The organism is Streptomyces venezuelae (assembly GCF_008642295.1).
In the GTDB taxonomy this organism is placed as follows: domain Bacteria; phylum Actinomycetota; class Actinomycetes; order Streptomycetales; family Streptomycetaceae; genus Streptomyces; species Streptomyces venezuelae_C.
This window is the reverse complement of sequence record NZ_CP029190.1, coordinates 4,174,223-4,198,252: the sequence shown is the minus strand read 5'-3', so window position 1 is coordinate 4,198,252 and position 24,030 is coordinate 4,174,223. Positions and strand designations below refer to the sequence as shown.

Sequence of the window (24,030 nt, the reverse complement as noted above, 5' to 3'; positions counted from 1 at the left end):
GCAGGACCACACGGGATTTCCGCGCCTAAGCTGGTCGAATGGACGACTACCCGCTGATCGAAAACCACGGGCTGATAGGCGACCTCCAGACCGCGGCCCTCGTGAGCACCGACGGGACGATCGACTGGTTCTGCTGTCCGCGATTCGATTCGCCCAGTGTGTTCGGCGCCCTGCTCGACCGGGAAAAGGGCGGCTATTTCAGGGTCAGGCCGTCCGTCGAAGAATTCGCGACCAAACAGATGTACCTTCCCGATTCCGCCATCCTGGTGACGCGTTTCATGACCGAGGCCGGGGCGGGCGAGGTCGTCGACTTCATGCCGGTGACCGGGACCACGGCAACGGACCGCCACCGGCTGATCCGGATGCTGCGCTGTGTGCGCGGCAGCATGACCTTCGAGGTGGACATCGCCCCGCGGTTCGACTACGGCCGCAAACCCCATGGCCTCCATCTCACCGAGCACGGGGCGGTGTTCACCTCCGAGGACCTGAACCTGACCGTCCACGCCGTCCGCGAGCCGGGAGACAAGCGGCTGCTGAACCTGCTCTCGGGCGACAAGGACGTCCGCTTCACCCTGACCCTGGAGGCGGGCCAACAACGCGGCCTGGTCCTGGAGTCCGCGCCCGACGGGCCGCCCCACTCCATCCGCCTGGCGGAGTTCCAGCAGCTCTTCGAGGAGACGGTCCGCTACTGGCGGTCGTGGCTGCGGCAGTCGGGATACTCGGGACGCTGGCGCGAGGCGGTGGAACGCTCCGCCGTGACCCTGAAACTGATGACCTATGCGCCGAGCGGCGCGCTGGTCGCCGCCCCCACCGCGGGCCTGCCGGAACAGCTGGGCGGCGAACGCAACTGGGACTACCGGTTCACCTGGATCCGCGACGCCTCCTTCTCCGTGTACGCCCTGCTGGGTCTGGGCTTCAAGGAGGAGGCGACGGCGTTCATCGGCTGGCTGCGCGACCGGGTGAGGGAGAAGGCCGGCGACGACGGCTCCGGTACCGGGCCGCTGAACATCATGTACCGGGTCGACGGCTCCTCCGACCTGTTCGAGGAGACCCTCGAGCACTGGGAGGGCTACCAGCGCTCCGCCCCCGTACGCATCGGCAACGGAGCCGCGACCCAACTGCAACTGGACATCTACGGGGAGGCGTTGGACAGCATCTACTTCGCGCACCAGCGCGGGATCCAGCTCGATCACCGCGGCTGGATGTCCCTGCACACCATCCTCGACTGGCTGGTCGACCACTGGGACCAACCGGGCGAGGGGCTGTGGGAGACCCGCGGCGGCCGGCAGGACTTCACCTACGGCCGGGTGATGTCCTGGGTCGCCTTCGACCGCGCGCTGCGGCTGGCCGCCGCCAGCGGCCGGCCGGCGGCCACCGAACGCTGGGCGTCCGAGCGCGACGCGATCTACGAGCAGGTCCTGGCCCGGGGCTGGGATCCGGACCGCAAGGCCTTCGTGCAGCACTACGGCAGCGATGTGCTCGACTCCGCGCTGCTGCGGATGCCGACGGTGGGTTTCATCACCCCCGACGACCCGATGTGGAAGTCCACCCTGGACGCGATGGACCGGGAGCTGGTCACCGACTCCCTGGTCTACCGCTACAACCCGGAGGCCTCGCCCGACGGACTGCGCGGCTCCGAAGGCACCTTCTCGCTCTGCTCGTTCATGTACGTCGACGCCCTCGCCCGGGCCGGGCGGACCGATCAGGCCCGGCTGGCGCTGGAGAAGATGCTCACGTACGCCAACCACCTCGGCCTGTACTCCGAGGAGATCGACCTGACGGGACGGCAGCTGGGCAACTTCCCGCAGGCCTTCACCCACCTCGCGCTGATCGATGCCGCGATCACCCTGGACGCGACCCTCAACCGGCTCCGCCCGGGCGGGGGGTAGCGGCCGGGACGAGCAGCACCACGCTGTCGCCCTCCTCCGGTGTGACCCGGTGCTGCTCGGTGACCGGCTCCAGCCGGCGGTCCTCGCGCAGCACGAACAGCGTCTCGTGTTCCGGCGGCCGGGGCACCGAGGCGGGCTGGACCACGAACCGGGCGCCGCCCTCGTGGCGCTCGGCCAGCACGTGCCGGACCAGGGCACCGCCGAAGAGGATGTCGCTGCCGGTGTAGGGGGCGACGACCCCGTGGCTGCGCTGGGGCGGCCCGACCCGGTACACATGCCCTTCGACGCTGTCCTGGAGCACGACCGAGGCGAGGGCGTTGAAATCGTCGTCCTCGGTGGCCAGGAAGACGGCCGTCACCCCTTCCAGCCGGGCCCCGGGGTTGGCGGCGGTGGCCAGCAGGTCCCCCGTGGCCAGGCCGATCCCCGCCGCCTCGATCCGGTCCCGCTCCTCGTCCAGCCCGGCCCACATCAGTACGTCGAGCCCGGCGGACCGCAGGGCCCGGCCCAGGTCGACCAGCCACGGCGCTCCGCCCACCAGCAGGAGCCGGGTGCCGGCGGGCTCGACCACGCCCAGCCGGCGGGCCACCGGCGCCGCGGTCAGCGCGTACAGCAGGACGGTTCCCACGATCACCAGGAAGGTGACCGGAAGGATGTCGCCGGCTCCGTCCACTCCCTGCGCGACCAGGCCGGCGGTGAACGTCGAGGCGGTGGCGGCGGCGACGATGCCGCGCGGGGCCATCCAGCCGGTGAAGGCCCGCTCCCCCGGGCTCAGTCCGGAGTGCGTGGTCGCCAGGAAGGCGACCACCGGACGGACCACCAGCACCAGGATCGCGATCAGGAGCAGCGCGGGCAGGAGCACCGGCACCAGGGACGCCGGGGTGACGGTGGCGGAGATCGAGACGAACAGCACCCCGATGATCAGCTGGACCAGGGTTTCGAAGAACGGGCGCCGGGCGGGCATGTCGAAGCCGGGGATGTTGGTGACGGCCAGTCCCGTGACGATCGCGGCGATCAGACCCGTGTCGTCCCGGACGATGTCGCAGCCGGCCGAGACGGCGACCACGGTGGCCAGCTGCGCCAGGGTGCCCAGGGTCTCGCCGAGCCGCAGGGTGCGCAGCGTGAACCACAGCACCGCCGTGCCCACGGCTCCGCCGGCCAGGCCGACGGCCAGACTGATGGTGAACTGCCCCACCTGGCGGCCGTGGCCGATCGCGGCCCCCTGGCTGCTGACGATGGCGTGGAAGACGAGTGCGCCGAGGATGCCGCCGATCGGGTCGGTCAGCGTCCCTTCCCAGATCAGGATGCGCCGCACCCGGTCGGACGGCTTCACGTATTCGAGCAGCGGTCCCACCACGGTCGGCCCGGAGACCACCAGGATCACGGCGAGCATCGCCGCCACGCTCAGCGGGACGCCGAACAGCACCGGGGAGACGGACGCGGTGGTGAAGAACGTGAGCAGCACCCCGAGCACCAGCAGTCTGCCCACGATCCAGCGGGTGCGGCCGGTCAGTTTGCGCAGGTCGAGTCCGAGCCCGGCGTCGTAGAGGATCACCGCCACGGCCAGCGACACCAGGGCGGAGAAGTTCTGCCCCGCCAGCTGGTGGGGGTTGACGACATCGGTGAGGGCGCCGGCGGTGAAGCCGACGGGCAGCAGCACGATCAGGGCGGGGACGTGCAGCTTGCTCGCCAGGATCTGCGAGCCGGTGGCGAGTACCAGCATCAGGGCGAGTCCGGACAGGATCTCGTCCTCGGTCACCCCGGCTTCTCTCCCGTATCGCCCGACCGGAGTTCGGCATCGGTGAGTTCTTCCAGTTCGCCGTGGGTGTCCAGCCAGTACAGGAACACCACGGCCGGTACGACGACCAGCAGGGCCACCAGCGTGACGAAGGCCAGCCAGGTCAGCGTGGCCGGCGCCCCGGCGGCCTCGGCCACGGTCAGCGAGGTGGGGATGAGGTAGGGGCGCTGGGCCGTGCCCCAGGCGAGGACGGCGGCCCCGACGACCCCGACGGCGGTGAAACGGGCCCCTCTGCCGGAGGTCCGCAGGAGCAGCCAGGCGGTGGCGAGCGCGGCGGCCCCGGCCACGATGACGAGGGCGAGGCCCGGGCCGTGGGTGAGCCCGTGCCACACATGGGGGGCGTCTTCCCGGGTGATGACGAGGGTGAGCGCGGCCCATGCGGTGAGGACGACCAGACTGGCCAGCGCCCGCCGGCGGAAGTAGCCGACCAGGTCGGGCGCACCGAACCGGCGGGCGTCCCCGGTGAGGAACACCGCGCCGAGGAAGGCCGTGGCCGCGATGGCGATCAGCCCGAACATCAGGGAGGTCGGGTTGGACCAGGCCTCCGCCGAGGCCTCGGTGCCGGGCGCCACCCGGCCCGAGGCGACCCCGCCGACGGCCGCACCCAGGAAGAACGGGGTGAGCAGCGAGGCCACGGCGAACACGGCACCGTAGAGGCGCCGGCCGGCCAGCCGCCGGGCGGGCTTGCGGAAGGCGAAGCCGGCCCCGCGCAGGACCAGCCCGATGGCAGCCAGCGCCAGCGGGAGCCACATCGCCGAGAACACGGTCTGGAACAGCACCGGGAACCCGGTCCACATGATGACGAAGACGAAGATCAGCCAGACGTTGTTGACCTCCCACACGGGGGCCATGGCGTGGTCGATCAGCCACCGGGGCCGTTTGCCCCGTTCGGCTCCGCCGGCGGTCAGGTCCCAGAACCCGGCCCCGTAGTCGGTGCCTCCCGCGCAGGCGTACGCGGCCACGGCCAGCAGCAGCACCGCGGCGATGAGGTCGGCGGTCACGGCCGCCCCGCCGTCTCGGACCGCGGCCCGTAGGGGGTGTCCGCCTCCGGCGGCTCGGCCGGCTCCTCCGCCGCCTGCTGTTCGTCGGCGCGCCGCCATCGGGTCCGCATTTTCAGCAGGACGGCCAGGAGCGAGCCGAAGATGAACACGTACACCACGATCACCAGCCCGAGCATGATCCACAGGGTCTCGGAGCGGGTCGCGGTCACCGCCTCGGCGACCCGCATGTTCTCGTAGACGATCCAGGGCTGGCGTCCCACCTCGGTGGCGATCCAGCCGCATTCGACGGCCACCACGGAGGCGACGCCCGCGCAGGCCGCGCCGCGGTAGAACCAGCGGGATTCGGGCAACCGCCGGTGCCGCAGCCAGACCAGGCCGTACCAGAGGGCGAGCAGCACCAGCACGGACCCGATCACGACCATGAGGTCGAAGGCCCAGTGGGCGATGGTCGCCTGAGTGGCCGTCGGCCGTGCGTCCGCCGGTACCGAGCTCAGTCCGATCACCTTGGTGTCCGGGCTGAACCCCGCCAGGATGGAATCGAGCTGGGGGATCTTGATGCCGCCCGAGACGGACCCGTCCGGGTGCATCCGGCCGAACAGGTACTCCGGGACGTGGGTGTCGGTCTCCCAGACGATCTCCAGGGCGGCGAACTTCACCGGCTGCTTGTGGAACACCTGCCGGGCGATGGAGTCGCCGAGGACGAACTGCACCGGGGTGGCCACCGCGGCGATGGTGAAGGGGACGGCGAAGCCGAGCCGGTGGTAGTGGTCCCGGCGCCCGCGCAGCCAGCCCACGGCGTAGACGCCGGCCACCACATAGCCCGCGGTCAGCACCATGGCCACGACGAAGTGCCAGTACTGGGGCCCGAACATCGGGGTGAAGATCGCCTTCCAGACGTTCACGTCGACCGGGTTGCCCTCGGAGTCGAGCGAGAACCCCCGCGGGGTGTTCATCCAGGAGTTGGCGGCCAGGATGCCGAACGCCCCGAGCAGCGCGGCGGCCGGCAGCGGCAGCCCCAGCAGGAAGTGGGTACGGGGCTTCAGTCGCCGCCAGCCGTAGAGGTAGATGGCGATGAGCACCGCTTCGAGGAAGAACGCCCAGGCCTCGACCCCGAACCCGATCCCGAAGACATCGCCCCAGCGGCCCATCAGACCCGGCCAGAGCAGGCCGAACTCGAAGGAGAGCACGGTGCCGGTGACCACGCCGACGGCGAACTGCACGGCCATGACGGCCGACCACCGCCGCGCCAGCAGCAGGGCGGCCGGATCCTGGCGGCGGAGACCGCGGTAGTGCATCACGAGGGTGATGAAGGGCAGGGCGACACCCAGCGGCACCAGGATGATGTGCGAGGCCAGGGTGAAGGCCATGAGCTCCCGGGCCGGCAGCAGTTGGGGCGGGGCGTCCGCCAGCAGCTGGACTGACGTGTGCATGTGCAGGTCAGCCGCCGGTGGCGAAGCCCGGGAACAGGGTCATCCCGCCGTCGACGTAGAGGGTGGTCCCGATCACGTAGTCCATGAGGTCGGAGGCGAGGAGGACCACGGCGTTGGCGATGTCCTCCGGATCGCCGATCCGGTCGTACGGGATCAGCGTCAGCAGGTCCTTCCGGGCCTCGGGGGTCTCCCAGGCACTGCGGTTGATCGGGGTCTTGATCGCCCCGGGGGCGACGGCGTTCACCCGGATCTTCTCCGGTGCGAGCTCCTGGGCCAGGGTCTCCATCATCATCAGCACCCCGCCCTTGGAGGCCGCGTAGTTCACATGGCCCGCCCAGGGGATCAGCTGGTGCACCGAACTCATGCAGATGATCTTTCCGGCGGAGCGGGACACCGCGGGGACGACCCCGCGCCGCCGGAACTCCTTGGTCGCCTCCCGGGCGCACAGGAACTGCCCGGTCAGGTTGACGTCGATGACCTTCTGCCACTGCCCGAGGGTCATCTCGGTGAACCGGGCGTCGCGCTGCATGCCGGCGTTGGCCACCATGATGTCGATCGTCCCGAACTCCTCGACCATCCGGCCCACCATGGCCGTGACCTGGTCTTCCTGGGACACGTCCGCCTGGTACGCCGCCGCGCGCACCCCGAAGGAGGAGATCTCCTCGACCACCTTCCCGGCGGCGTCGGGGTCGGCCACGTAGTTCACCACCACATCGGCGCCGGCCCGGCCGAGCCCGATGGCGGTGGCCATGCCGATCCCCGAATTGGCTCCGGTGACGAGTGCCTTCTGGCCCTTCAGCAACTGTGCCGGAAGCGCACTGCGGGGTGCGTCCACGGTGGAATTCATACGGTCACGCAACCACCGGCCGGGGCGGGCGGCAGCTGCGGCGAGCCGCCGTTCGGCCGCCTGGCGCAGCATCTTCGCCCGACGGGGGCCGACCGTCGGCCCCCGTCGGGCGAAGGCAGGGCCGGCCGTCAGCCGAGCCGGGCCAGCAGGTGGTCGCCGACCCGCAGGGCGTTGGCGATGGCCGTCAGGGACGGGTTGACCGCGCCGATGCTCGGGAAGAAGCTCGTGTCGACCACATAGAGGTTGTCGAGGTCGTGGGCCTTGCAGTTGAGGTCCAGGGCGGAGGCGGCCGGGTCGGTGCCGAAGCGCACGGTGCCCGCCTGGTGAGCGGTGGCCCCGATCGGCATGCCCTTGTGCAGGTAGATGCTGTGGGGCAGCAGATGGTGTTCGTGCATGCCCAGATGGCCGAGCATGGACTGGAGCTTGTGCCGGAGCCGCTTCAGGCCCTCGGTGTTGTTCTTCTCGTCGAGCGCAAGGTGGATCCGGCCGTCACCGTCCAGGGTGACCCGGTTGCCGGGCAGCGGCAGGTCCTCGCCGCACAGCCAGAAGTCGACGGCGTGGTGCGCCAGCACCTCGAACGGCATGTCCGGGGTGACCGCCCCCGCCCACCGCGGGGCCTCGCCGTGGATCTGCTCGGCGTCCGACTTGCCCAGCATCTGGATACCGCCCAGCGGGAAGTCCCAGTCGTCCGCACCGAGATACCAGTCGTGCAGGGCCAGGGTCTTCTGGAACTGCGTGTCGTTGGGTTCCTTCGACACCGCCATCAGGGCCATGTTGTTGTGCCGCATGTAGTGGCGGCCGACGACGTCGGAGCTGTTCGCCAGCCCGCCGGGATGCCGATCGTTCGCCGAGGCCAGCAGCAGGGCCGCGGAGTTGACCGCCCCGCAGGAGACGACCACGATGTCCGCCGCGAACCGGACCTCCGAGCCGTCGGCGAGCCGGCCGACGACCGTCTCCACGCTCCGGCCGGCCGCATCCGTCTCCAGCCGGACCACCTGCGTGTCGGTGACCAGCTCCACGTTCGGGTGCCGCAGGGCCGGCTCCACACAGATCACCTCGGCATCGGACTTGCCGCGCACCAGACACGGGAAGCCGTCCACCCGGTTGCACCGGATGCAGACGCTGTCGTGGGTGGCCCCGCCGTTGCCGTCCTGGCTGAGGTTGACACCGATCGGCAGGTGGAAGGGGTGCAGGCCGCGCTTCTCCAGGTCGTCGCTCAGCTGCTGGATGCGCGGCTCGTGCTCGACGGGCGGGAAGGCGTACTGGGCGCTCACCGCGCCCTCGCCCGGGTCCTCGCCGTGCCGCCCGTGGACGAGGTAGAGGTGCTCGGCCTGGGTGTAGTACGGCTCCAGGTCCTCGTACCGGAGCGGCCAGGCCGGTGAGAGCCCGCCGTGGTGGCGCAGTTCGCCGAAGTCCTCCGGCCGCAGCCGGAACAGGGCCGCGCCGTAGAACTTGGTGTTGCCGCCGACGTAGTAGTTCACCTCGGGCGGGAACTCGGTGCCCGTGCGGTCGAACCAGAACTCCGGGGCCCGGTACTTGCCCTTGACGAACACGGCGGTGGAGTCCCAGTTGTCCCGCTCGCGCGGCAGATAGCCGCCGCGCTCGATGAGGAGGATCCGTTTGCCCGGGGGGGCCAGCCGGTGGGCGAGGGTCCCGCCGCCGGCGCCGGTCCCGATGATGATCACGTCGTAACGGGGGAAGTCTCCGCTGTTGCCCATGTCCAGTCACCCTCCTCTTCGAACGTATCCGCCCTCCGGGTGATCGGCGACCGGACCGGTCACAGCACGGCGATCGGGTTCACCGGGGAGCCGGTGGCACCGGGCAGCCGCAGCGGGGCGACCACACACAGGAAGCTCCAGCGGCCCGCCTCGGCACAGACCGGAGCCAGCTCCTCGAACTGCAGGTAGTCCATCAGGTGCACGCCCATCGCGTGCATGGCCAGCACATGGACCGGGAAGGCGACTTCCGCCACCACACTGGGCGCGGTGTCGTTGTTGCCGTCCGAACCCAGCACCGCAACCCTGCGCCCGGCCAGGAAGTCCAGGGCCGACGGATGGAGGCCCGCCCGCGCCCGCGCCGCGTCCCAGGCGCCGAGCTCCCCGCGCCGGCGGCGGTGGCCCACCCGGACCAACAGCAGGTCCCCGGGGCCCACCCGGACCCCCTGCGCCTCCTCGGCGGCGGCCAGATCGGCCGCGGTGACCTGGTCGCCGGGCTCCAGCCAGGGCACCCCGCGCAGCCGGGGGATGTCCAGCAGCACCCCGCGGCCGACGATGCCGTCCCTGACCAGGTCCACGGAGAGCGGGCCGGCGCCCTCGGCCGTCACGGTGCCCGCGGGCACCCCGTGGTACAGCTCCCCGTCGAAGAGCACATGGCAGAGCGCGTCCAGGTGGCTGTCCGCGTCCCCGTGCACGTTCATGGCGATGCGGTCGAGAGCGAAGTGCAGCCCGGCCGCCCCGGCCTCCGCCGCGGCCGGCCCGGTCATCCGGTGCTCGGCGGGCACCGGGTTGTCCGGGCCCGGCCGGGTCTCGATCGGCGCGGCCAGCGACACCGTCCGCCCGAGCCGGACGCCGGCGGCGGCTGCCGCGATGCGCTCGGGGGTCAGGTGGCGGAGCGCTCCGCGCGGGTCGTCCGTCTGCGCCGCAGCGCGCAGCCGCCGGTAGAGCGCCCGGAACTCGTCCTCCGGCATCCGGCCGGCCATACCGGCCCCGCCGGCCGTACCGGGTCCGCCGCTCATACCGGGCCCGCCGGCCGTACCGGGCCCGCCGGTCATGACGGCCCCCAGGGGGTGAGCCCCCACCGGAGCACATGGCGGGCGCCCGGCTCCAGGACGGTGAGATCGGTCCCGCTGCGGAAGGCGTCCGCCGGACAGGACATGGCCTCCACGGCGACCCCGCGGCGCCGCCGGCCGGGCTCGGCCAGGGTGTCGCCGGTGTACACCTGCACATACCGGGTGCCTTCGCCCAGCCACAGGTCGACCCCTCGCAGCCCGGACGGGTGAGCCAGCCGGACCACGGCCCGGCCGTCGTCCGGATCGCGGTCGAGTCCGGTGAAGGCGGTGTCCAGGGCGAGGTCCCCGATGGGGCGGGCGGTACGGAAGTCGTACGGAGTGCCCTCGACCGGCTCCTGCCCGGCCGGCATGCCCCGGTCGTCGCTGCGCAGCCGGTACCGGGCCGGGACGGTCAGCAGCGCGGTGTCGACCAGGTCGGTGCCGACCGTCAGGTACGGGTGCTGGCCCACCCCGTACGGAGCGGGCACGCCGCCGGTGTTGGCCGCGGAGACGGCGACCTCGAGCCCGCCGGGCCCCAGCCGGTACTCGGCGGCCACCTCCAGCAGGAACGGATATCCCGGCTGCGGGAAGAGCGTGGTGCCGACCCGCACCGTGTCCTCGGTCCGGGTGAGCAGCTGCCACGGGGTCCAGCGCAGCAGTCCGTGGATCGCATTGTGCTTCTCCGGCTCGGTCAGCGGGAGTTGCAGGTCCTGCCCGCCGAAGCGGTAGCGGCCGTCCCCCAGCCGGTTGGGCCAGGGCACCAGCAGCTGCCCCCGCCCGCCGGTGATGGGCGAACCGGGGCCGAACCCGTCCAGCAGCGCCCGGCCGTCCGCCTCGTAGTGCGCCAGGGCCCCGCCCAGCTGGACCACCACGGCACGCTGCCCGCCGTGCCGCACCTGCCACTGCTCGCCGGTAGGCGAGGCGGCGGCTTCCCCGGCCTCCCCGGCGACTTCGGCATCTTCGGCGTCTGCGGCCAGCAAGGACAGCACGGTGTCGGCGACGTCCTCCGGCGACCGGTCGATCTCCACCACCCAGGGGTGCTCGTCCGGCCCCGGTTCCTCCAGGTCCGCGAACTGGCTGTCCAGCAGGCCGGCCGGGAAGAAATGGCCCTGCCGGGCGGCCAGCCGGGCCCGGATCAGCTCGGGCGAACCGTGCAGGTACACCAGCCGGACCCCGGGCCGCCCGGCCAGCAGCCGGTCCCGGTAGGCGCGCTTGAGCGCGGAACAGGTGACGACGGCCGGCCGGCGCGCCTCGATCTCCTGGTCCATCCAGGCGGCGATGGCATCCAGCCAGGGTCCGCGGTCGACGTCCGTGAGGGGTTGGCCGGCGGCCATCTTGGCGTGGTTCGCCGGGGAGTGGAACTCGTCCGCGTCCCGCCAGGGCCAGCCGAGCCGGTCCGCGACGAGCCGCGCCACCGTGGTCTTGCCCGACCCGGCCACACCGATCAGGAGCAGCATTGCCGCAGCCCCTCTCCCCTGACGTCAGGACAGTGCACCGGGTTTCACCGTAGTCGCAGCGGCCCCGCCGCGCAGCGCGGCCTCAGCCCTTCACACAGATGACCTGCTTGAGCTTGGCCACCACCTGCACCAGGTCCGTCTGCTGGTCGATGACCTGCTCGATCGACTTGTACGCGCCCGGGATCTCATCGACCACGCCCGCGTCCTTCCGGCACTCCACGCCCCGGGTCTGCTCGGCCAGGTCCCGCGCCGAGAACCGCTTCTTCGCCGCGGTCCGGCTCATCTTCCGGCCCGCCCCGTGCGAGGCGGAGTTGAAGGACTTCTCGTTGCCGAGTCCCTTCACGATGTACGAGCCCGTGCCCATCGAGCCCGGGATGATCCCGTACTCGCCGCTGCCGGCACGGATCGCGCCCTTCCGGGTGACCAGCAGGTCCATGCCCTCGTACCGCTCCTCCGCCACGTAGTTGTGGTGACAGCTGATCTCGCGGTCGAAGGAGACCTTGGCCTTCCGGAACTCCCTCCGGACGACCTCCTTGAACAGGGCCATCATCACCGCGCGGTTGTACTGGGCGTACTCCTGCGCCCAGTACAGGTCGTTGCGGTAGGCGTCCATCTCCGGAGTGGCCGCGAGGAACACCGCCAGGTCCCGGTCCACCAGGCCCTGGTTGTGGGAGAGCCCGCGGGCAACACCGATGTGGTGCGCGGCGAGCTCGTTTCCGATCCCCCGGGACCCCGAGTGCAGCATCAGCCAGACCGCGCCCTCCTCGTCGATGCAGAACTCGACGAAGTGGTTGCCGCTGCCCAGCGTGCCCAGCTGCCGCGTGGCGCGCTCGTGCCGGAACTTGACCTCGTCCGCGAGGTAGTCGAAGCGCTCCCACAGGTCCCCGAAGCCGGCCTGCCCGAACCCGTACAGCCGGGCCGGGTCCAGTGCCTCGCGGTGCATCCCGGTGCCCACCGGAATGGCCTGCTCGATCTTGGAGCGCAGCTTCGACAGGTCCCCCGGCAGGTCGTTCGCCGTCAGGGAGGTCTTCACCGCCGACATGCCGCAGCCGATGTCCACGCCCACCGCCGCCGGGCAGACCGCGTCCTTCATCGCGATCACCGAGCCGACCGTGGCGCCCTTGCCGTAGTGCACGTCCGGCATGACCGCGAGTCCCTTGATCCACGGGAGGCCGGCGGCATTGCGGAGCTGCTGCATGGCGCTGTCCTCGACCGACGCCGGATCGGTCCACATCCGGATCGGGACGTTCGCCCCGGGCACCTCTACATATGACATATCGTCCCCACTACCCCGTAAACCAAAGAAAAGTCTGAATACGCAAAAAGCCTCGCTCTTGGCCCCAAAGACGACAGGGGACCGGCGTCAGCGCCAGCGCGTGCGGTAGACATTGTGTCCAGCCGCAGCCAGACCGCGGCAACGGAATTTCCGACCGAGGGAGCCACAGGACGTGCAGCGCAAGGCAGTACGGCTGGCCCTGCCGGGTATCGCGATGGCCACCGCGCTGGTGGCCGGGTGCACCGGCGGCAGCGGGAGCGGGGACCGCGACGGCGACGCCAAGGGCGGCCTCAGCGCCCCCGCGCCCGCACCGCCCGGCAAGTACCGGAGCCTGCCGATGCCCTGCAAGGCCGTCGACGGCAAACGGCTCAAGGCCATGCTCCCCGTCGACTCCGCGCTGACCTCCGAGCAGAAGGACCAGCTGTACGCCGGGACCGCCGACACCTCCTACGACGGGGACCGGCGGGTCGGCTGCCGCTGGAAGGCCCAGGACGCCGAGGGCACCGAGACCACCCGCCTGCTGTACGTCGGCTTCGAGCGGGTGGTGTCCTACGACCGCGCCGCGGACAGCGACGACGACAAGGCCCACCAGGTCTACGAGCGCCAGCTCGTCGGCGCCGGCCTGCCGGCCGTGACCACCGCCACCTCCCCGCCCCCGGCACCCCCGAACCCGTCGGCGCCGTCGACCACGGCACCGGGGTCACCCGGCGCCCAGGCCCCCTCGACGGCCGGCGGAACGCCCTCCCCCGGCACCCCCCGAGCGCGAGCACCACCCCCGCGCCCACCATCACCCCCACCACCCCAGGCTCCCGCGTCCTGGACAGCCTCGGCGACGAGGCGTTCCTGGACGACCGGCTCAGCGCGGCCGGCGCCACCGCCCAGTCCCGGACGGTGCGCATTGTGTTCCGTACCTCGAACGTCATCGTGACGGTCGACTACAGCGTCCAGCCCTCGGTCCCGGGCACGGTGCCCGAAGCCGAGGAAAGCCAGGACTTCGCACTGGAGTTGGCGGAGGCGCTGGCCGCCCGCTTCGACGACTGAGCGGCGCCCGCACGCGGTCCGCGTGACGGCGCGCACAGCAGGCCGTCCCCCGGTCGGGCTACCGTTGCCGGGTCCCGCCGACGAGTCTTTGAAGGAATCATGCACCGATCAGCCTCGCGCCTCACCCGCCTTCTCGCCTGCGCAGCCGTCCCGGTGGTCCTCACCGTGGCCGGCTGCTCGTCCGATTCCGGCAAGGGGGGCTCGGGCTCCGACGACGACAAGAAGAAGCCCGAATCGTCCGCTTCCGCGGCAGCGCCCAGCGCCCAGCCCTCGGCCGCCAAGCCGGAGAAGGCCGCGTTCGACAAGCTGCCCGACCCGTGCAAGGTGATCCAGGCGAAGACCATCGAGACGCTGGTCCCGGAGGTCAAGGACAAGAACGGGACGGCGACCAAGTCCAACGACCTGGCCAACCGGGCCGGCTGCTCCTGGAACGGCCTCGACGAGGACGGCCTGAAGGGCTCGGACTACCGCTGGCTGGCAGTCTCCCTGGTCCGCTACGACTCGCACTCCACCCTCGGCAGCGGCAACAAGCGCGCCGAGGAACAGCTGGCCAAGCAGACCGAGGCGGCCAAGGCCTCCGAAGGCGCCCAGAACGTCAAGGCCGAGCCCGCGGGCGGGGTCGGCGACCAGGCCACCAGCGTGACCTACAGCGTGAAGAAGGACGTGGAGTCCTTCAACACCACGATCATCGCCCGCAGCCAGAACGTGGTGCTCACCCTCGACTACAACGGCGCCGCCTACGAGGGTGCAAAGGCCCCCGATCAGGCCAAGCTGCTGGAGGGCGCGATCACCGCCGCCAAGGAGGCCGTGGGCGCCATCGGCAGCGCGAACCAGCAGCCCCAGCAGTAACTCCCGGCCACCCCCCGTACGCTGTGGCTGCCAGAGCTCGAATAGTGGGAGTGGGAGGGGATCGCGGGTGGCCGCGATGCAGCTGACTCGGACGCACCGAATATTGATCGGCGTCGTGGTGGCCGGAGCCGTGGTCATCGCGGCGATCGGCTTCGCGGGCTCGTACGCCGCGGTGCGCGAACTCGCGCTGAAAAAGGGCTTCGGCGACTTCTCGCTGGTGTTCCCGATCGGAATCGACGCGGGCATCTGTGTGCTGCTCGCCCTCGATCTCCTTCTGACCTGGATCCGCATCCCGTTCCCGCTGCTGCGCCAGACGGCGTGGCTGCTGACGGCGGCGACGATCGCGTTCAACGGTGCGGCGGCCTGGCCGGACCCGCTGGGCGTCGGCATGCACGCGGTGATCCCGGTGCTGTTCGTGGTGACGGTGGAGGCGGCCCGGCACGCGGTGGGCCGGATCGCGGACATCACCGCGGACCGCCACATGGAGGGCGTCCGCATCACCCGCTGGCTGCTCTCCCCGATCCCCACCTTCAAGTTGTGGCGACGGATGAAGCTGTGGGAGCTGCGCTCCTACGAGCAGGCCGTCGGCATGGAGCAGGACCGGCTGATCTACCAGGCCCGGCTCCAGGCCCGCTACGGGCGGGCCTGGCGCCGCAAGGCGCCGGTGGAGGCCTTGATGCCGCTCCGCCTCGCCCGGATCGGCGTCCCCCTGTCCCAGACCGCCCCGGACGGCCTGGCCGCAGCCGGCATCGACCCGGTCCTGCTGCCCCCGGCCGCCCAGGCCATAGCAGGCCAATCCCACGGCCCGGCCCTCCCGGCCGGCCCGGCCCCGGCCCAGGGCCCGGACGGGGTCCTGGCCGCAGGCCAGGCCACGGCCGGTCCGGGCGGAGCCCCGGGCCAGGGCCCCGACGGCGTCTTGGCCGCAGGCCAGACCCCGCATCCGGCCGCCGAGGCCGCAGGCCAGACCACGGCCGCCCCGGCCCCGGCCCAGGGCCCGGACGGGGTCCTGGCCGCAGGCCAGGCCACGGCCGGTCCGGGCGGAGCCCCGGGCCAGGGCCCCGACGGCGTCTTGGCCGCAGGCCAGACCCCGCATCCGGCCGCCGAGGCCGCAGGCCAGACCACGGCCGCCCCGGCCCCGGCCCAGGCCGGGCTGCCGGTCGGCGAGGCCGCAGGCCTGGCCCCGGCCGGGCCGGGCGGAGCCCCGGCCCAGGGCCCGGACGGGGTCCGGGGCGGAGCCCCGGCCCAGGGCCCGGACGGGGTCCGGGGCGGAGCCCCGGTTTCGGGAAGGGGCGGGGTGGGGGATCAAGCCCCGCAGGGCCACCAGCCCCCCGCCTTCGCGGTCGACCCGACCGCCATGCCCGCCGCCCACGACAGCGCCTGGTTCGCCGCCCCCAAGGCCCCCCAGGCCGCGTACGAGGGCGGCTACAACCCCCAGTACGTCGAAGGCCTGGAGCCCACCCCGGTCCTCCCCCCGACCGGCCCGACCGGCCCGACCGGCCCGGACGAGACCCGCACCGCCGGCCCGCACGACGAGGACGAGTACGAGTTCGCCGAAGCGGCGTACAAGGTGCTCCGGATGCTCATCGACGAGCACGGCAACTTCCCGACCCCCGAGGCGCTCGACATACACCTCGCCGACGGCTACGGCGTCACCCACCCGCGCAGCGCCTCGCTGCTGCGCCGGATGATGCCGCAGCTGCGCCAGCGCTACCAGCTCGAGGCCGAGGCCGAACACATCGCCTGAGCCACGAGACGACCCAACCCATGCATGAGGGCCCGCACCCCGTCCCCGGGATGCGGGCCCTCGGCACATCCGTGCGACCTACGCGGCCAGCAGCTTCCGCACCCGGTCCGCCCCGACCGCCAGCAGCAGCGTCGGCAGCCGCGGCCCGGTCTCCCTGGTCACCAGCAGCCGGTACAGCAGGGCGAAGAACTCGCGCTGGGCGACCTTCAGCTCCGGCGTCGGCTTGGCGTCCGGCTCCAGCCCGGCCATCACCTTCGGCACGCCGTAGACCAGCGTGGTCAGCCCGTCCAGCGACCAGTGCGAGTCCAGGCCCTCCAGCAGCAGCCGCAGCGACTCCCGTCCGGCCTCGTCCAGCGAGGACAGCAGCTCGACGTCGGCGGTGTCCCGCACCAGCGTCCGCTGGTCGGCCGGGACCTGGGTGGTGATCCAGTTCTCGGCGCGGTCCAGCCGCGGCCGGACCTCGTCCAGGGAGGCCAGCGGACGGTCCGGCTCCAGGTCGGAGAGGATCCGCAGGGTCTGCTCGTCATGCCCGGCGGTGACGTCGACCACGGACGCCAGCGTCCGGTACGGCATCGGGCGCGGGGTGCGCGGCAGCTCGTGCGAGGCGACCCGGACGGCGCGGGCGTGCGCGGCGGCATCGGCCGGCAGCACGGAACCGTCGGCGACCTTGGCCTCCAGCTTGTCCCACTCGTCGTACAGCCGCTGGATCTCCTGGTCGAAGGCGATCTTGAAGGACTGGTTGGGCTTGCGGCGCGCGTACAGCCAGCGCAGCAGCTGCGGCTCCATGATCTTCAGCGCGTCGGCCGGGGTCGGGACCCCGCCCTTGCTGGAGGACATCTTGGCCATGCCGCTGATACCGACGAAGGCGTACATCGGGCCGATCGGCTGCTCCCCGCCGAACAGCGGCACGATCTGCCCGCCGACCTGGAAGGAGGAGCCGGGCGAGGAGTGGTCCACGCCGGAGGGCTCGAAGATCACGCCCTCGAAGGCCCAGCGCATCGGCCAGTCGACCTTCCAGACCAGCTTGCCGCGGTTGAACTCCGACAGCTTCACGGTCTCGGTGAACTCGTCCTCGGTGCAGACGTAGGTCAGCTCGGTGGTCGCGTCGTCGTAGGAGGTGACCTTGGTGAAGTCCTTGTTGCAGGCCCCGCAGTACGGCTTGTACGGGAAGTACTCCGTGCCCTCGGCGCTGCCGTCGTCCTCACCGGCCGCACCCGAACCCTCGGCGGCCTCCAGCTCGGCCTCGTCGACCGGCTTCTGCGACTGCTTCTTGCCGGCCTTGGGCTTGGTCCGGTACTGGGCGAGCACGGCGTCGATGTCGCCGCGGTGCTTCATCGCGAACAGCACCTGCTCGCGGTAGGCGCCGGCGGTGTACTGCTCGGTCTGGCTGATCGGGTCGTACTCGACGCCCAGCTCGGCCAGCGCCTCGACCATGGCGGCCTTGAAGTGCTCGGCCCAGTTCGGGTACGCCGAACCCTCGGGCGCCGGGACGGAGGTCAGCGGGCGCCCGATGTGCTGGGCGTGGGACTCCTCGGTGACGCCCGGGATGCCCTTGGGCACCTTGCGGTAGCGGTCGTAGTCGTCCCAGGAGATCAGGTGGCGGACCTCGCGGCCCCGGCGGCGGATCTCGTCCGCGACCAGGTGCGGGGTCATGACCTCGCGGAGGTTGCCCAGGTGGATGGGGCCGGAGGGGGAGAGTCCGGACGCGACGACCACGGGTTTGCCCGGCGCACGACGATCCGCCTCGGCGATGACCTCGTCCGCGAAACGGGAGACCCAGTCGGTCTCGGTGCTGCTCTGGGCGCTCTGAGCCACGTCACGTCCTTCTGTTTCAAATGCTGGCTTCAGCCTTACCGAAGGCCATTCTCCCAGACGGAGGGAGCCGCTCCGGGGTTGCTTTATCCCGCGAAACGCGCAGCCCTCCCGTGGGATACTCCTCTTTCGTAGGAACACCCCATGCTCACACCCTGACAGGAACGGCAGCTCATGGCCTCGGTCCCTTCCCTCGCTTCGAACGTCACTCAGCGCGTCGCGGACGCCCTCGTCTCCGCCCTGCCGGAGGCCGGTGCCGCCGACCCGCTGCTGCGACGAAGCGACCGGGCCGACTTCCAGGCCAACGGCATCCTGGCGCTCGCGAAGAAGGCCAAGGCCAACCCGCGTGAGCTCGCCACGACCGTGCTCGCCGGCCTGGACAAGGGCGGGGTCATCGGGGAGATCGAGGTCTCCGGCCCCGGCTTCCTCAACATCACCGTCTCCGACAGGGCGATCGTCGAGACCCTGGCGGCGCGGGCCGCGGACGACCGCCTCGGCGTTCCGGTCAACCCGGCCGCCGGCACCACGGTGATCGACTACGCGCAGCCGAACGTGGCCAAGGAGATGCACGTCGGCCACCTCCGGTCCGCCGTGATCGGCGCCGCGATGGTGGAGATCCTGGAGTTCACCGGCGAGCAGGTGATCCGCAGGCACCACATCGGCGACTGGGGCACCCAGTTCGGCATGCTCATCCAGTACCTGCTGGAGCACCCGCACGAGCTGGACCACAAGGCCGCCGACAAGTCGGCCGAAGAGTCCGGCGAGGAGGCGATGAGCAACCTCAACCGCCTCTACAAGGCCTCGCGGGCGCTGTTCGACGCCGACGAGGAGTTCAAGACCCGGGCCCGGGCCCGGGTGGTGGACCTCCAGGCGGGCGACGAGGAGACCCTGGCCCTCTGGCAGCGGTTCGTGGACGAGTCGAAGATCTACTTCTACTCGGTCTTCGACAAGCTGGACATGGACATCCAGGACCCCGACATCGTCGGCGAGTCCGGCTACAACGACATGCTGGGGGAGACCTGCCGGCTGCTGGAGGAGTCGGGCGTGGCCGTCCGCTCCAACGGCGCGCTGTGCGTGTTCTTCGACGAGTACAAGGGCCCGGACGGCCAGCCGACCCCGCTGATCGTGCAGAAGTCGGACGGCGGTTTCGGCTACGCGGCCACCGACCTGTCGGCAATCCGCGACCGGGTGTCCAACCTCAAGGCGAACAGCCTGGTGTACGTGGTGGACGCCCGGCAGTCCCTGCACTTCAAGATGGTCTTCGAGACCGCCCGCCGGGCCGGCTGGCTGAACGAGGACACCCACGCCTACCAGCTCGCCTTCGGCACCGTCCTCGGCGCCGACGGCAAGCCGTTCAAGACCCGTGAGGGCGAGACGGTCCGGCTGGTGGACCTGCTGGACGAGGCGGTGGACCGGGCGACGGCGGTGGTCCGGGAGAAGGCCGAGAAGGTGGGCCTGAGCGAGCAGGAGATCGTCGAGAACGGCCGGCACGTGGGCATCGGCGCGGTGAAGTACGCCGACCTGTCGACGTCCGCCGCGCGCGACTACAAGTTCGACCTGGACCAGATGGTCTCGCTCAACGGCGACACCTCCGTCTACCTCCAGTACGCGTACGCCCGTATCCAGTCGATCCTGCGCAAGGCAGGGGACGCGAAGCCGGCCGCCCACCCGGAGCTTCCGCTGGCTCCGGCCGAGCGGGCGCTGGGCCTGCACCTGGACGGCTTCGGCGAGCTGATCGCCGATGCGGCCAAGGAGTACGCCCCGCACAAGCTGGCCGCGTACCTGTACCAGCTGGCCTCGCACCTGACGACCTTCTACGACCAGTGCCCGGTCCTGAAGGCCGACACCCCCGAGCAGGTCGAGAACCGCCTCTTCCTGGTGGACCTCACGGCCCGCACCCTCAGCAAGGGAATGTCCCTCCTCGGCATCCGGACCCCCGAGCGCCTCTGACGTTGGCGTTTCGTGACCGAAACCGACTGTGCGAATGGCTGTTTCCTGCCTAGATTGAACAAGTTCAGCTAGGGGTGGGCCGGGCGCGTGTGCCCGGTGCCACGGGGAGGGAACAGAGTGAAGCTCAAGCGCGTGGCCCTGGTCGCCGCAGCCGCGGTGGCCGGGCCGACCGTCCTGATGTCGTCGCCCGCGATGGCCGACGACAAGCAGCCGGCGGTCGTCGTCCCGGACGCGGCACCGAAGGAAGACAACGCGGCGCCGGACACCGGCTCCGAGTCGGCGACGCCGGCGGCTCCGGCGGCGGAGAAGCCCGCCGTGCAGCCGCCGGCGAAGCCGGAAGCCAAGCCGGAAGCCAAAACGGAGTCCAAGCCCGCCCCCAAGGCGGAGCCCAAGGCCGGGACGCCCGACAAGGAAGAGTTCGACTCCTCGAACGAGGGCTTCCTGATGGGCCCCGAGATCGAGGTCCAGGGCATCCCGAAGGCCGGCTTCAAGCCCGGGGGCGACTGGACCCGGCTGACCGTGCAGGTCGACAACACCGGCCACATCGCCGTACCCAACTTCACGCCGAGCCTGGCCGTCATGCAGTGGGACGACAAGTTCAAGGCCAAGCACGTCAAGGTCGAGCGGCTGGTCAAGGACGCGTCGGGGAACAGCGTCTGGACGCCCGTCCAGGCCATGCGCGCCGAGCAGTACGGCCCCGCGCTCGTCTACTCGCTGGGCACCACGGCCTCCGTGGCCAAGAACCAGGTCTACGGCGTGGACGTACGCATCCGGTTCACCGCCGACGTCCCGGTGGAGCTGTTCGAGCTCTCCGCGGACGGCATCAGCCGCAACGGCGGCAAGGTCAACCACTCCCCCACCTCCTGGCACGAGACCCGGATCGTCGGTGCGAAGGGCGACACGCAGGGCCCGACCATCGTCGAGGGCCCGAAGCTGACCGTGAACGGCGTCCCCGAGAACATCGTCGCGGGCGACAACGCCTGGACGAACCTGTCGGTCCGCGTCGACAACACCGGCAAGCAGGCCCTGAAGCGGTACGACGCCGGTCTGGTCATCGCCCGCCCCGACTGGGTCCCGCTGAAGACCTCGCAGGTCACGGTCGAGGTCTACAGCACCGACAAGCAGGGCCGGAAGGGCTGGCACAAGGCCGAGATCCGGAACGAGAACGACGGCTTCTTCCTCGGCGTCGACCTGGCCGGCGGCCCGGTCCCGGCGGGCAAGTCCTTCGAGGTCAAGATCCGGGTGAAGTTCTCCGCGAAGGCCAAGCCGGGCGACCTGGTCTTCCGCGCCTTCGGCTTCGCCGAGGGGGACCCGGAGGGCGACACCTGGGTGGAGTCCCGCTCCAAGGGCGTCCTGTCGAAGCTCCTGCCGGCCGGCTCGAACACGGGCAACAACGGCGGCGGCAACGGCACCGGGAACGGGAACAACGGCGGCGGCGGCACGGACACCGACACCCCGACCCCCGCCCCGACCCCCACCCCCGCTCCCACCCCGGCGCCGAACGACCCCGCCCCCCAGGGCGGCAACAACGGCGAACTCGCCGCCACCGGCGCCGACCCGGCCACCAGCTGGGCGCTGGGCGGCGCGGGCGTGGCCGTGGCCCTGGGCGTGGCCCTGGTGGCCGGCACCGGCCGCCGCCGTCGCACCACCGCCTGACCGCAACCGGACACCCGGGAGTCACCCGTACGGCTCGATTCGGGCCGTACGGGCCGGGTAGGGGACGGCCCGTCCGACCCCTACCCAGCCATCCCGGAGGCCTCGTGCCCGACAAGAACGGCCCCTACAAGGCCGGCACCCCCTGCTGGATCGACCTGATGACCCCCGACCAGCAGGCGGCGATCGACTTCTACAGCGACCTCTTCGGCTGGTCCGGGGAAGTCGGCCCGCACGAGACCGGCGGCTACGCCGTCTGCGAGCTCAAGGGCAAGCCGGTCGCCGGGATCATGGCCGCGATGAACCCGGACGGAACCGTGCCCGACCCGCTGCCGCCGGCGGTCTGGACGACGTACCTGGCCACGGACAGCGTGGAGGCGACCGAGAAGGCCGTCCGGGACGCCGGCGGGCAGGTGATGATGCCCGGCATGGACGTCATGGACCTCGGCCGGATGGCAGTCCTCACCGACCCGCAGGGCGCGGTGTTCGGCGTGTGGGAGGCCGGGGAGTTCTACGGCGCCGGCATCGTCAACGAGCACGGCGCACTGATCTGGAACGAGCTCAGCACCAACGACACCGCCGGCGCCTCGGAGTTCTACGGTCGCGTGCTGCCCATGACGTTCGTGCCGTCCGAGATGGAGGGCGCCGAGGGCTACACCGAGTTCCAGGTCGACGGCCGTGCCGTCGGCGGGATGATGGGCCTGGAGAAGGCCCCGCCGGGAACGCCGCCGCACTGGCTGCCGTACTTCAACGTGGACGACCCGGACAGCATCACCGCGGCGGCGACCCGGGCGGGCGCCAACGTCCTGGCGCCGCCCTTCGACATGGTGGCCGGGCGGATGGCCGTCCTGGCCGACCCGCAGGGCGCGGTGTTCGCCGTCATCGCCGCGAAGGCGCCCGAGCAACCGGTCTGACGGCCGGGGTGGTGTCACGGGGCGCACGGGGAACGCCCTCCCGGTGCGCCTCCTCCCACACCTCTCAGCAGGTGTACCCGGCCGGCTCGCGCAGCAGGGCCACGAACACCCACACCATGACCGCCGACCCGATCAGCCCGCCCGCCAGGGCGGCCGTCAGGCTCCACCGCCCGACGTACCCGGCCAGGACACCCCACCAGCCCGCCGCGAGCAGCGCCAGCAACGCCCCGTACATCAGCAGCGCGAACCCGTTCGCCGAGGCGTTGACCCCCACGTCACAGGCCCGCCAGGCGGCGGACAACAGCACCGTCCCCAGGACCGCGGTGCCCAGCGCCGCCACCGGTGCAACCACACACCCCACCTGCCCGCGGGTCATCCGGTGGCCCTGATCTGCGGCACGTCCCGGCCCTCCCGCTTCGCCTGCTCCATCCGGTCCATCGCCTCCTCGATCCCTTGCCGGAGCTGCTCCTGCGTCATGTTCTTCCCGTACTTGTCGTACAGCTCCATCCCGACCCTCATGGTGATCTGATCACCGTGGTCGTCGTCACCGGTGAGCAGGGTCTCACCCAGCGATGCGCCCTTGATGAGGGTGTCCGGGTCGAAACCGGCGGCCCGGCCGACATAGCCGTAGTGGACATTGGAGTAGATGTCGTAGAAGACCTCGCGGTTCTGCCCCGGCTGTTTGAAGAAGTAGTCGTCCTTGTGCCGCAGGTCGTACCGGTCCTGGAGCTGCGGCTTGTGGTCCCAGTCCTGCCCCGGCGCCACCTTCACGCCCCACATCACCAGCGCCGCGTTGATGTCGTTGCCGTGGTTGCGCCCGAACTCGTACCACTCGGGCTTGCGCAGCAGGCTCTGCAGCTGACGGACCGTGTCCGAGTCCACGTTCCGTTTCATCTCGTCGAAGATGAACTTCTCCGCGTCGGTGAACTTCTGCTCGCTGCGCGCCGGTCCGGTGGGCGGGATCACCGGTTTCGCCGAGCCGTTGAACCCGGCGAACGTCCCGTCGAAGGGGTTGGAGTCCACCACCACCGCTTCGAGCGCCTGCTTCACCGCCGTGTCGAACTCCTCGACCGCCCGCACCGCCTGCGCGATGTGCGCGGTCCACGAGTCCTCCGCCTCCCGCAGTCCGGGGTCCCGGCGCAGCAGCCGGGCCTGTGCCGGGTCCTCGACCCGGTCGAAATCGAAGGTGGCCCGGCCGGTCTCGGACACCCTCATACCGGCCTCGACCGCGTCCTTCCGCGCCGACTCGACCTTCTTCTTCAGGTCGGTGAACCCGGTGTAAGCCTCCCGCAGGATGCCGGCCACCGCTTTCGCCTGGGTCTGCGCGGCGGCGTACTCCTGGCGGGTCACCGCGAAGTTCGTCTGCGCCATGCCCGCGGCCGACCCCAGCCACTTCTGCCCCGGGGCGAGCTTCTGCACGCTCTCCGCGTACCGGTCCTCGATCTTCTTGAACTCGCCGGCCATCCCGTCCCAGCGGGCCGCCGCCGTGTTCAGCCGGCCTAAATCGGTGGTCATCACTTCCTGGTACGTGAGCACGCTTCCCCCACAAGACGCCTCGCGCGGATGTGTCCGGATGCCACCGTCGCACCCCTGGCCCCGGAACCC

Annotated in this window: 19 protein-coding genes; 8 read left to right on the top strand and 11 right to left on the bottom strand. The window is 71.3% G+C overall.

Annotated features, from left to right (window positions below):
- The first annotated feature begins 38 nt into the window (after nucleotides 1–38).
- Nucleotides 39–1,889 (top strand): glycoside hydrolase family 15 protein, encoded by a 1,851-nt coding sequence (locus tag DEJ50_RS18695; RefSeq protein ID WP_150209118.1) that lies wholly within the window; start codon nucleotides 39–41, stop codon nucleotides 1,887–1,889.
- Here the strand turns inward: DEJ50_RS18695 and DEJ50_RS18690 are convergent.
- From DEJ50_RS18690 to DEJ50_RS18655, 8 genes are all read right to left on the bottom strand, one after another.
- Nucleotides 1,861–3,645: a cation:proton antiporter gene (locus DEJ50_RS18690; protein WP_150209117.1), complete on the bottom strand. Its 1,785-nt coding sequence runs from the start codon at nucleotides 3,643–3,645 to the stop codon at nucleotides 1,861–1,863. The genes DEJ50_RS18695 and DEJ50_RS18690 overlap by 29 nt on opposite strands.
- A complete protein-coding gene (locus tag DEJ50_RS18685; protein WP_223837812.1) occupies nucleotides 3,642–4,685 on the bottom strand; it encodes a cytochrome d ubiquinol oxidase subunit II in 1,044 nt (347 codons plus the stop codon). Before DEJ50_RS18685 ends, DEJ50_RS18690 begins: the two co-directional genes overlap by 4 nt.
- Entirely contained in the window at nucleotides 4,682–6,115 is a 1,434-nt protein-coding gene (locus tag DEJ50_RS18680) for a cytochrome ubiquinol oxidase subunit I (RefSeq protein WP_150209115.1), read from the bottom strand. Before DEJ50_RS18680 ends, DEJ50_RS18685 begins: the two co-directional genes overlap by 4 nt.
- 7 nt (nucleotides 6,116–6,122) lie before the next feature.
- Nucleotides 6,123–6,962 (bottom strand): SDR family oxidoreductase, encoded by an 840-nt coding sequence (locus tag DEJ50_RS18675; RefSeq protein WP_150209114.1) that lies wholly within the window; start codon nucleotides 6,960–6,962, stop codon nucleotides 6,123–6,125.
- Nucleotides 6,963–7,090: 128 nt separating this feature from the next.
- Nucleotides 7,091–8,680, bottom strand: coding sequence for a GMC oxidoreductase (locus tag DEJ50_RS18670; RefSeq protein WP_150209113.1), 1,590 nt, complete (start codon nucleotides 8,678–8,680; stop codon nucleotides 7,091–7,093).
- 59 nt (nucleotides 8,681–8,739) lie between these two features.
- Nucleotides 8,740–9,648 carry a cyclase family protein gene (locus DEJ50_RS18665; protein WP_150212212.1) on the bottom strand — a complete coding sequence of 303 codons (909 nt, stop codon included), beginning with the start codon at nucleotides 9,646–9,648 and terminating at the stop codon, nucleotides 8,740–8,742.
- A gap of 80 nt (nucleotides 9,649–9,728) precedes the next feature.
- Nucleotides 9,729–11,186 carry a gluconokinase, GntK/IdnK-type gene (locus tag DEJ50_RS18660; protein ID WP_150209112.1) on the bottom strand — a complete coding sequence of 486 codons (1,458 nt, stop codon included), beginning with the start codon at nucleotides 11,184–11,186 and terminating at the stop codon, nucleotides 9,729–9,731.
- Nucleotides 11,187–11,268: 82 nt separating this feature from the next.
- On the bottom strand, nucleotides 11,269–12,462 hold the full coding sequence (locus DEJ50_RS18655; protein ID WP_150209111.1) for an RtcB family protein: 1,194 nt from the start codon (nucleotides 12,460–12,462) through the stop codon (nucleotides 11,269–11,271).
- A 172-nt stretch (nucleotides 12,463–12,634) separates the two neighbouring features.
- On the opposite strand from DEJ50_RS18655, the gene DEJ50_RS18650 reads away from it, so the two are divergent.
- The 4 genes from DEJ50_RS18650 (at nucleotide 12,635) to DEJ50_RS33985 (ending at nucleotide 16,096) form a co-directional block, all read left to right on the top strand.
- Nucleotides 12,635–13,390: a DUF3558 domain-containing protein gene (locus DEJ50_RS18650; protein WP_223837811.1), complete on the top strand. Its 756-nt coding sequence runs from the start codon at nucleotides 12,635–12,637 to the stop codon at nucleotides 13,388–13,390.
- The gene (locus DEJ50_RS34725) at nucleotides 13,363–13,503 is read left to right on the top strand and encodes a hypothetical protein (protein ID WP_223837810.1); all 141 of its coding nucleotides are present in this window, start codon (nucleotides 13,363–13,365) and stop codon (nucleotides 13,501–13,503) included. The genes DEJ50_RS18650 and DEJ50_RS34725 overlap by 28 nt, the downstream gene beginning before the upstream one ends.
- A gap of 99 nt (nucleotides 13,504–13,602) precedes the next feature.
- The gene (locus tag DEJ50_RS18645; protein WP_150209110.1) at nucleotides 13,603–14,352 is read left to right on the top strand and encodes a DUF3558 family protein; all 750 of its coding nucleotides are present in this window, start codon (nucleotides 13,603–13,605) and stop codon (nucleotides 14,350–14,352) included.
- A 67-nt stretch (nucleotides 14,353–14,419) separates the two neighbouring features.
- Nucleotides 14,420–16,096: a DUF2637 domain-containing protein gene (locus tag DEJ50_RS33985; protein ID WP_190344569.1), complete on the top strand. Its 1,677-nt coding sequence runs from the start codon at nucleotides 14,420–14,422 to the stop codon at nucleotides 16,094–16,096.
- Between the two features lie 78 nt (nucleotides 16,097–16,174).
- Here the strand turns inward: DEJ50_RS33985 and lysS are convergent, their stop codons facing one another.
- On the bottom strand, nucleotides 16,175–17,911 hold the full coding sequence (lysS, locus tag DEJ50_RS18630) for a lysine--tRNA ligase (RefSeq protein ID WP_150209109.1): 1,737 nt from the start codon (nucleotides 17,909–17,911) through the stop codon (nucleotides 16,175–16,177).
- Between the two features lie 171 nt (nucleotides 17,912–18,082).
- Here lysS and argS point away from each other — a divergent pair, with 171 nt between their 5' ends.
- From argS to DEJ50_RS18615, 3 genes are all read left to right on the top strand, one after another.
- A complete protein-coding gene (gene argS / locus DEJ50_RS18625) occupies nucleotides 18,083–19,858 on the top strand; it encodes an arginine--tRNA ligase (RefSeq protein ID WP_150209108.1) in 1,776 nt (591 codons plus the stop codon).
- Nucleotides 19,859–19,975: 117 nt separating this feature from the next.
- Entirely contained in the window at nucleotides 19,976–21,514 is a 1,539-nt protein-coding gene (locus DEJ50_RS18620; RefSeq protein ID WP_150209107.1) for a hypothetical protein, read from the top strand.
- Nucleotides 21,515–21,618: 104 nt separating this feature from the next.
- Nucleotides 21,619–22,425 (top strand): VOC family protein, encoded by an 807-nt coding sequence (locus DEJ50_RS18615; RefSeq protein WP_411757622.1) that lies wholly within the window; start codon nucleotides 21,619–21,621, stop codon nucleotides 22,423–22,425.
- A gap of 64 nt (nucleotides 22,426–22,489) precedes the next feature.
- Here the strand turns inward: DEJ50_RS18615 and DEJ50_RS18610 are convergent, their stop codons facing one another.
- Both DEJ50_RS18610 and DEJ50_RS18605 read right to left on the bottom strand, forming a co-directional pair.
- Nucleotides 22,490–22,777 (bottom strand): hypothetical protein, encoded by a 288-nt coding sequence (locus tag DEJ50_RS18610; protein WP_223837808.1) that lies wholly within the window; start codon nucleotides 22,775–22,777, stop codon nucleotides 22,490–22,492.
- Between the two features lie 20 nt (nucleotides 22,778–22,797).
- Nucleotides 22,798–23,940 carry a polymorphic toxin type 44 domain-containing protein gene (locus DEJ50_RS18605; RefSeq protein WP_223837807.1) on the bottom strand — a complete coding sequence of 381 codons (1,143 nt, stop codon included), beginning with the start codon at nucleotides 23,938–23,940 and terminating at the stop codon, nucleotides 22,798–22,800.
- Between the last annotated feature and the right edge of the window lie 90 nt (nucleotides 23,941–24,030).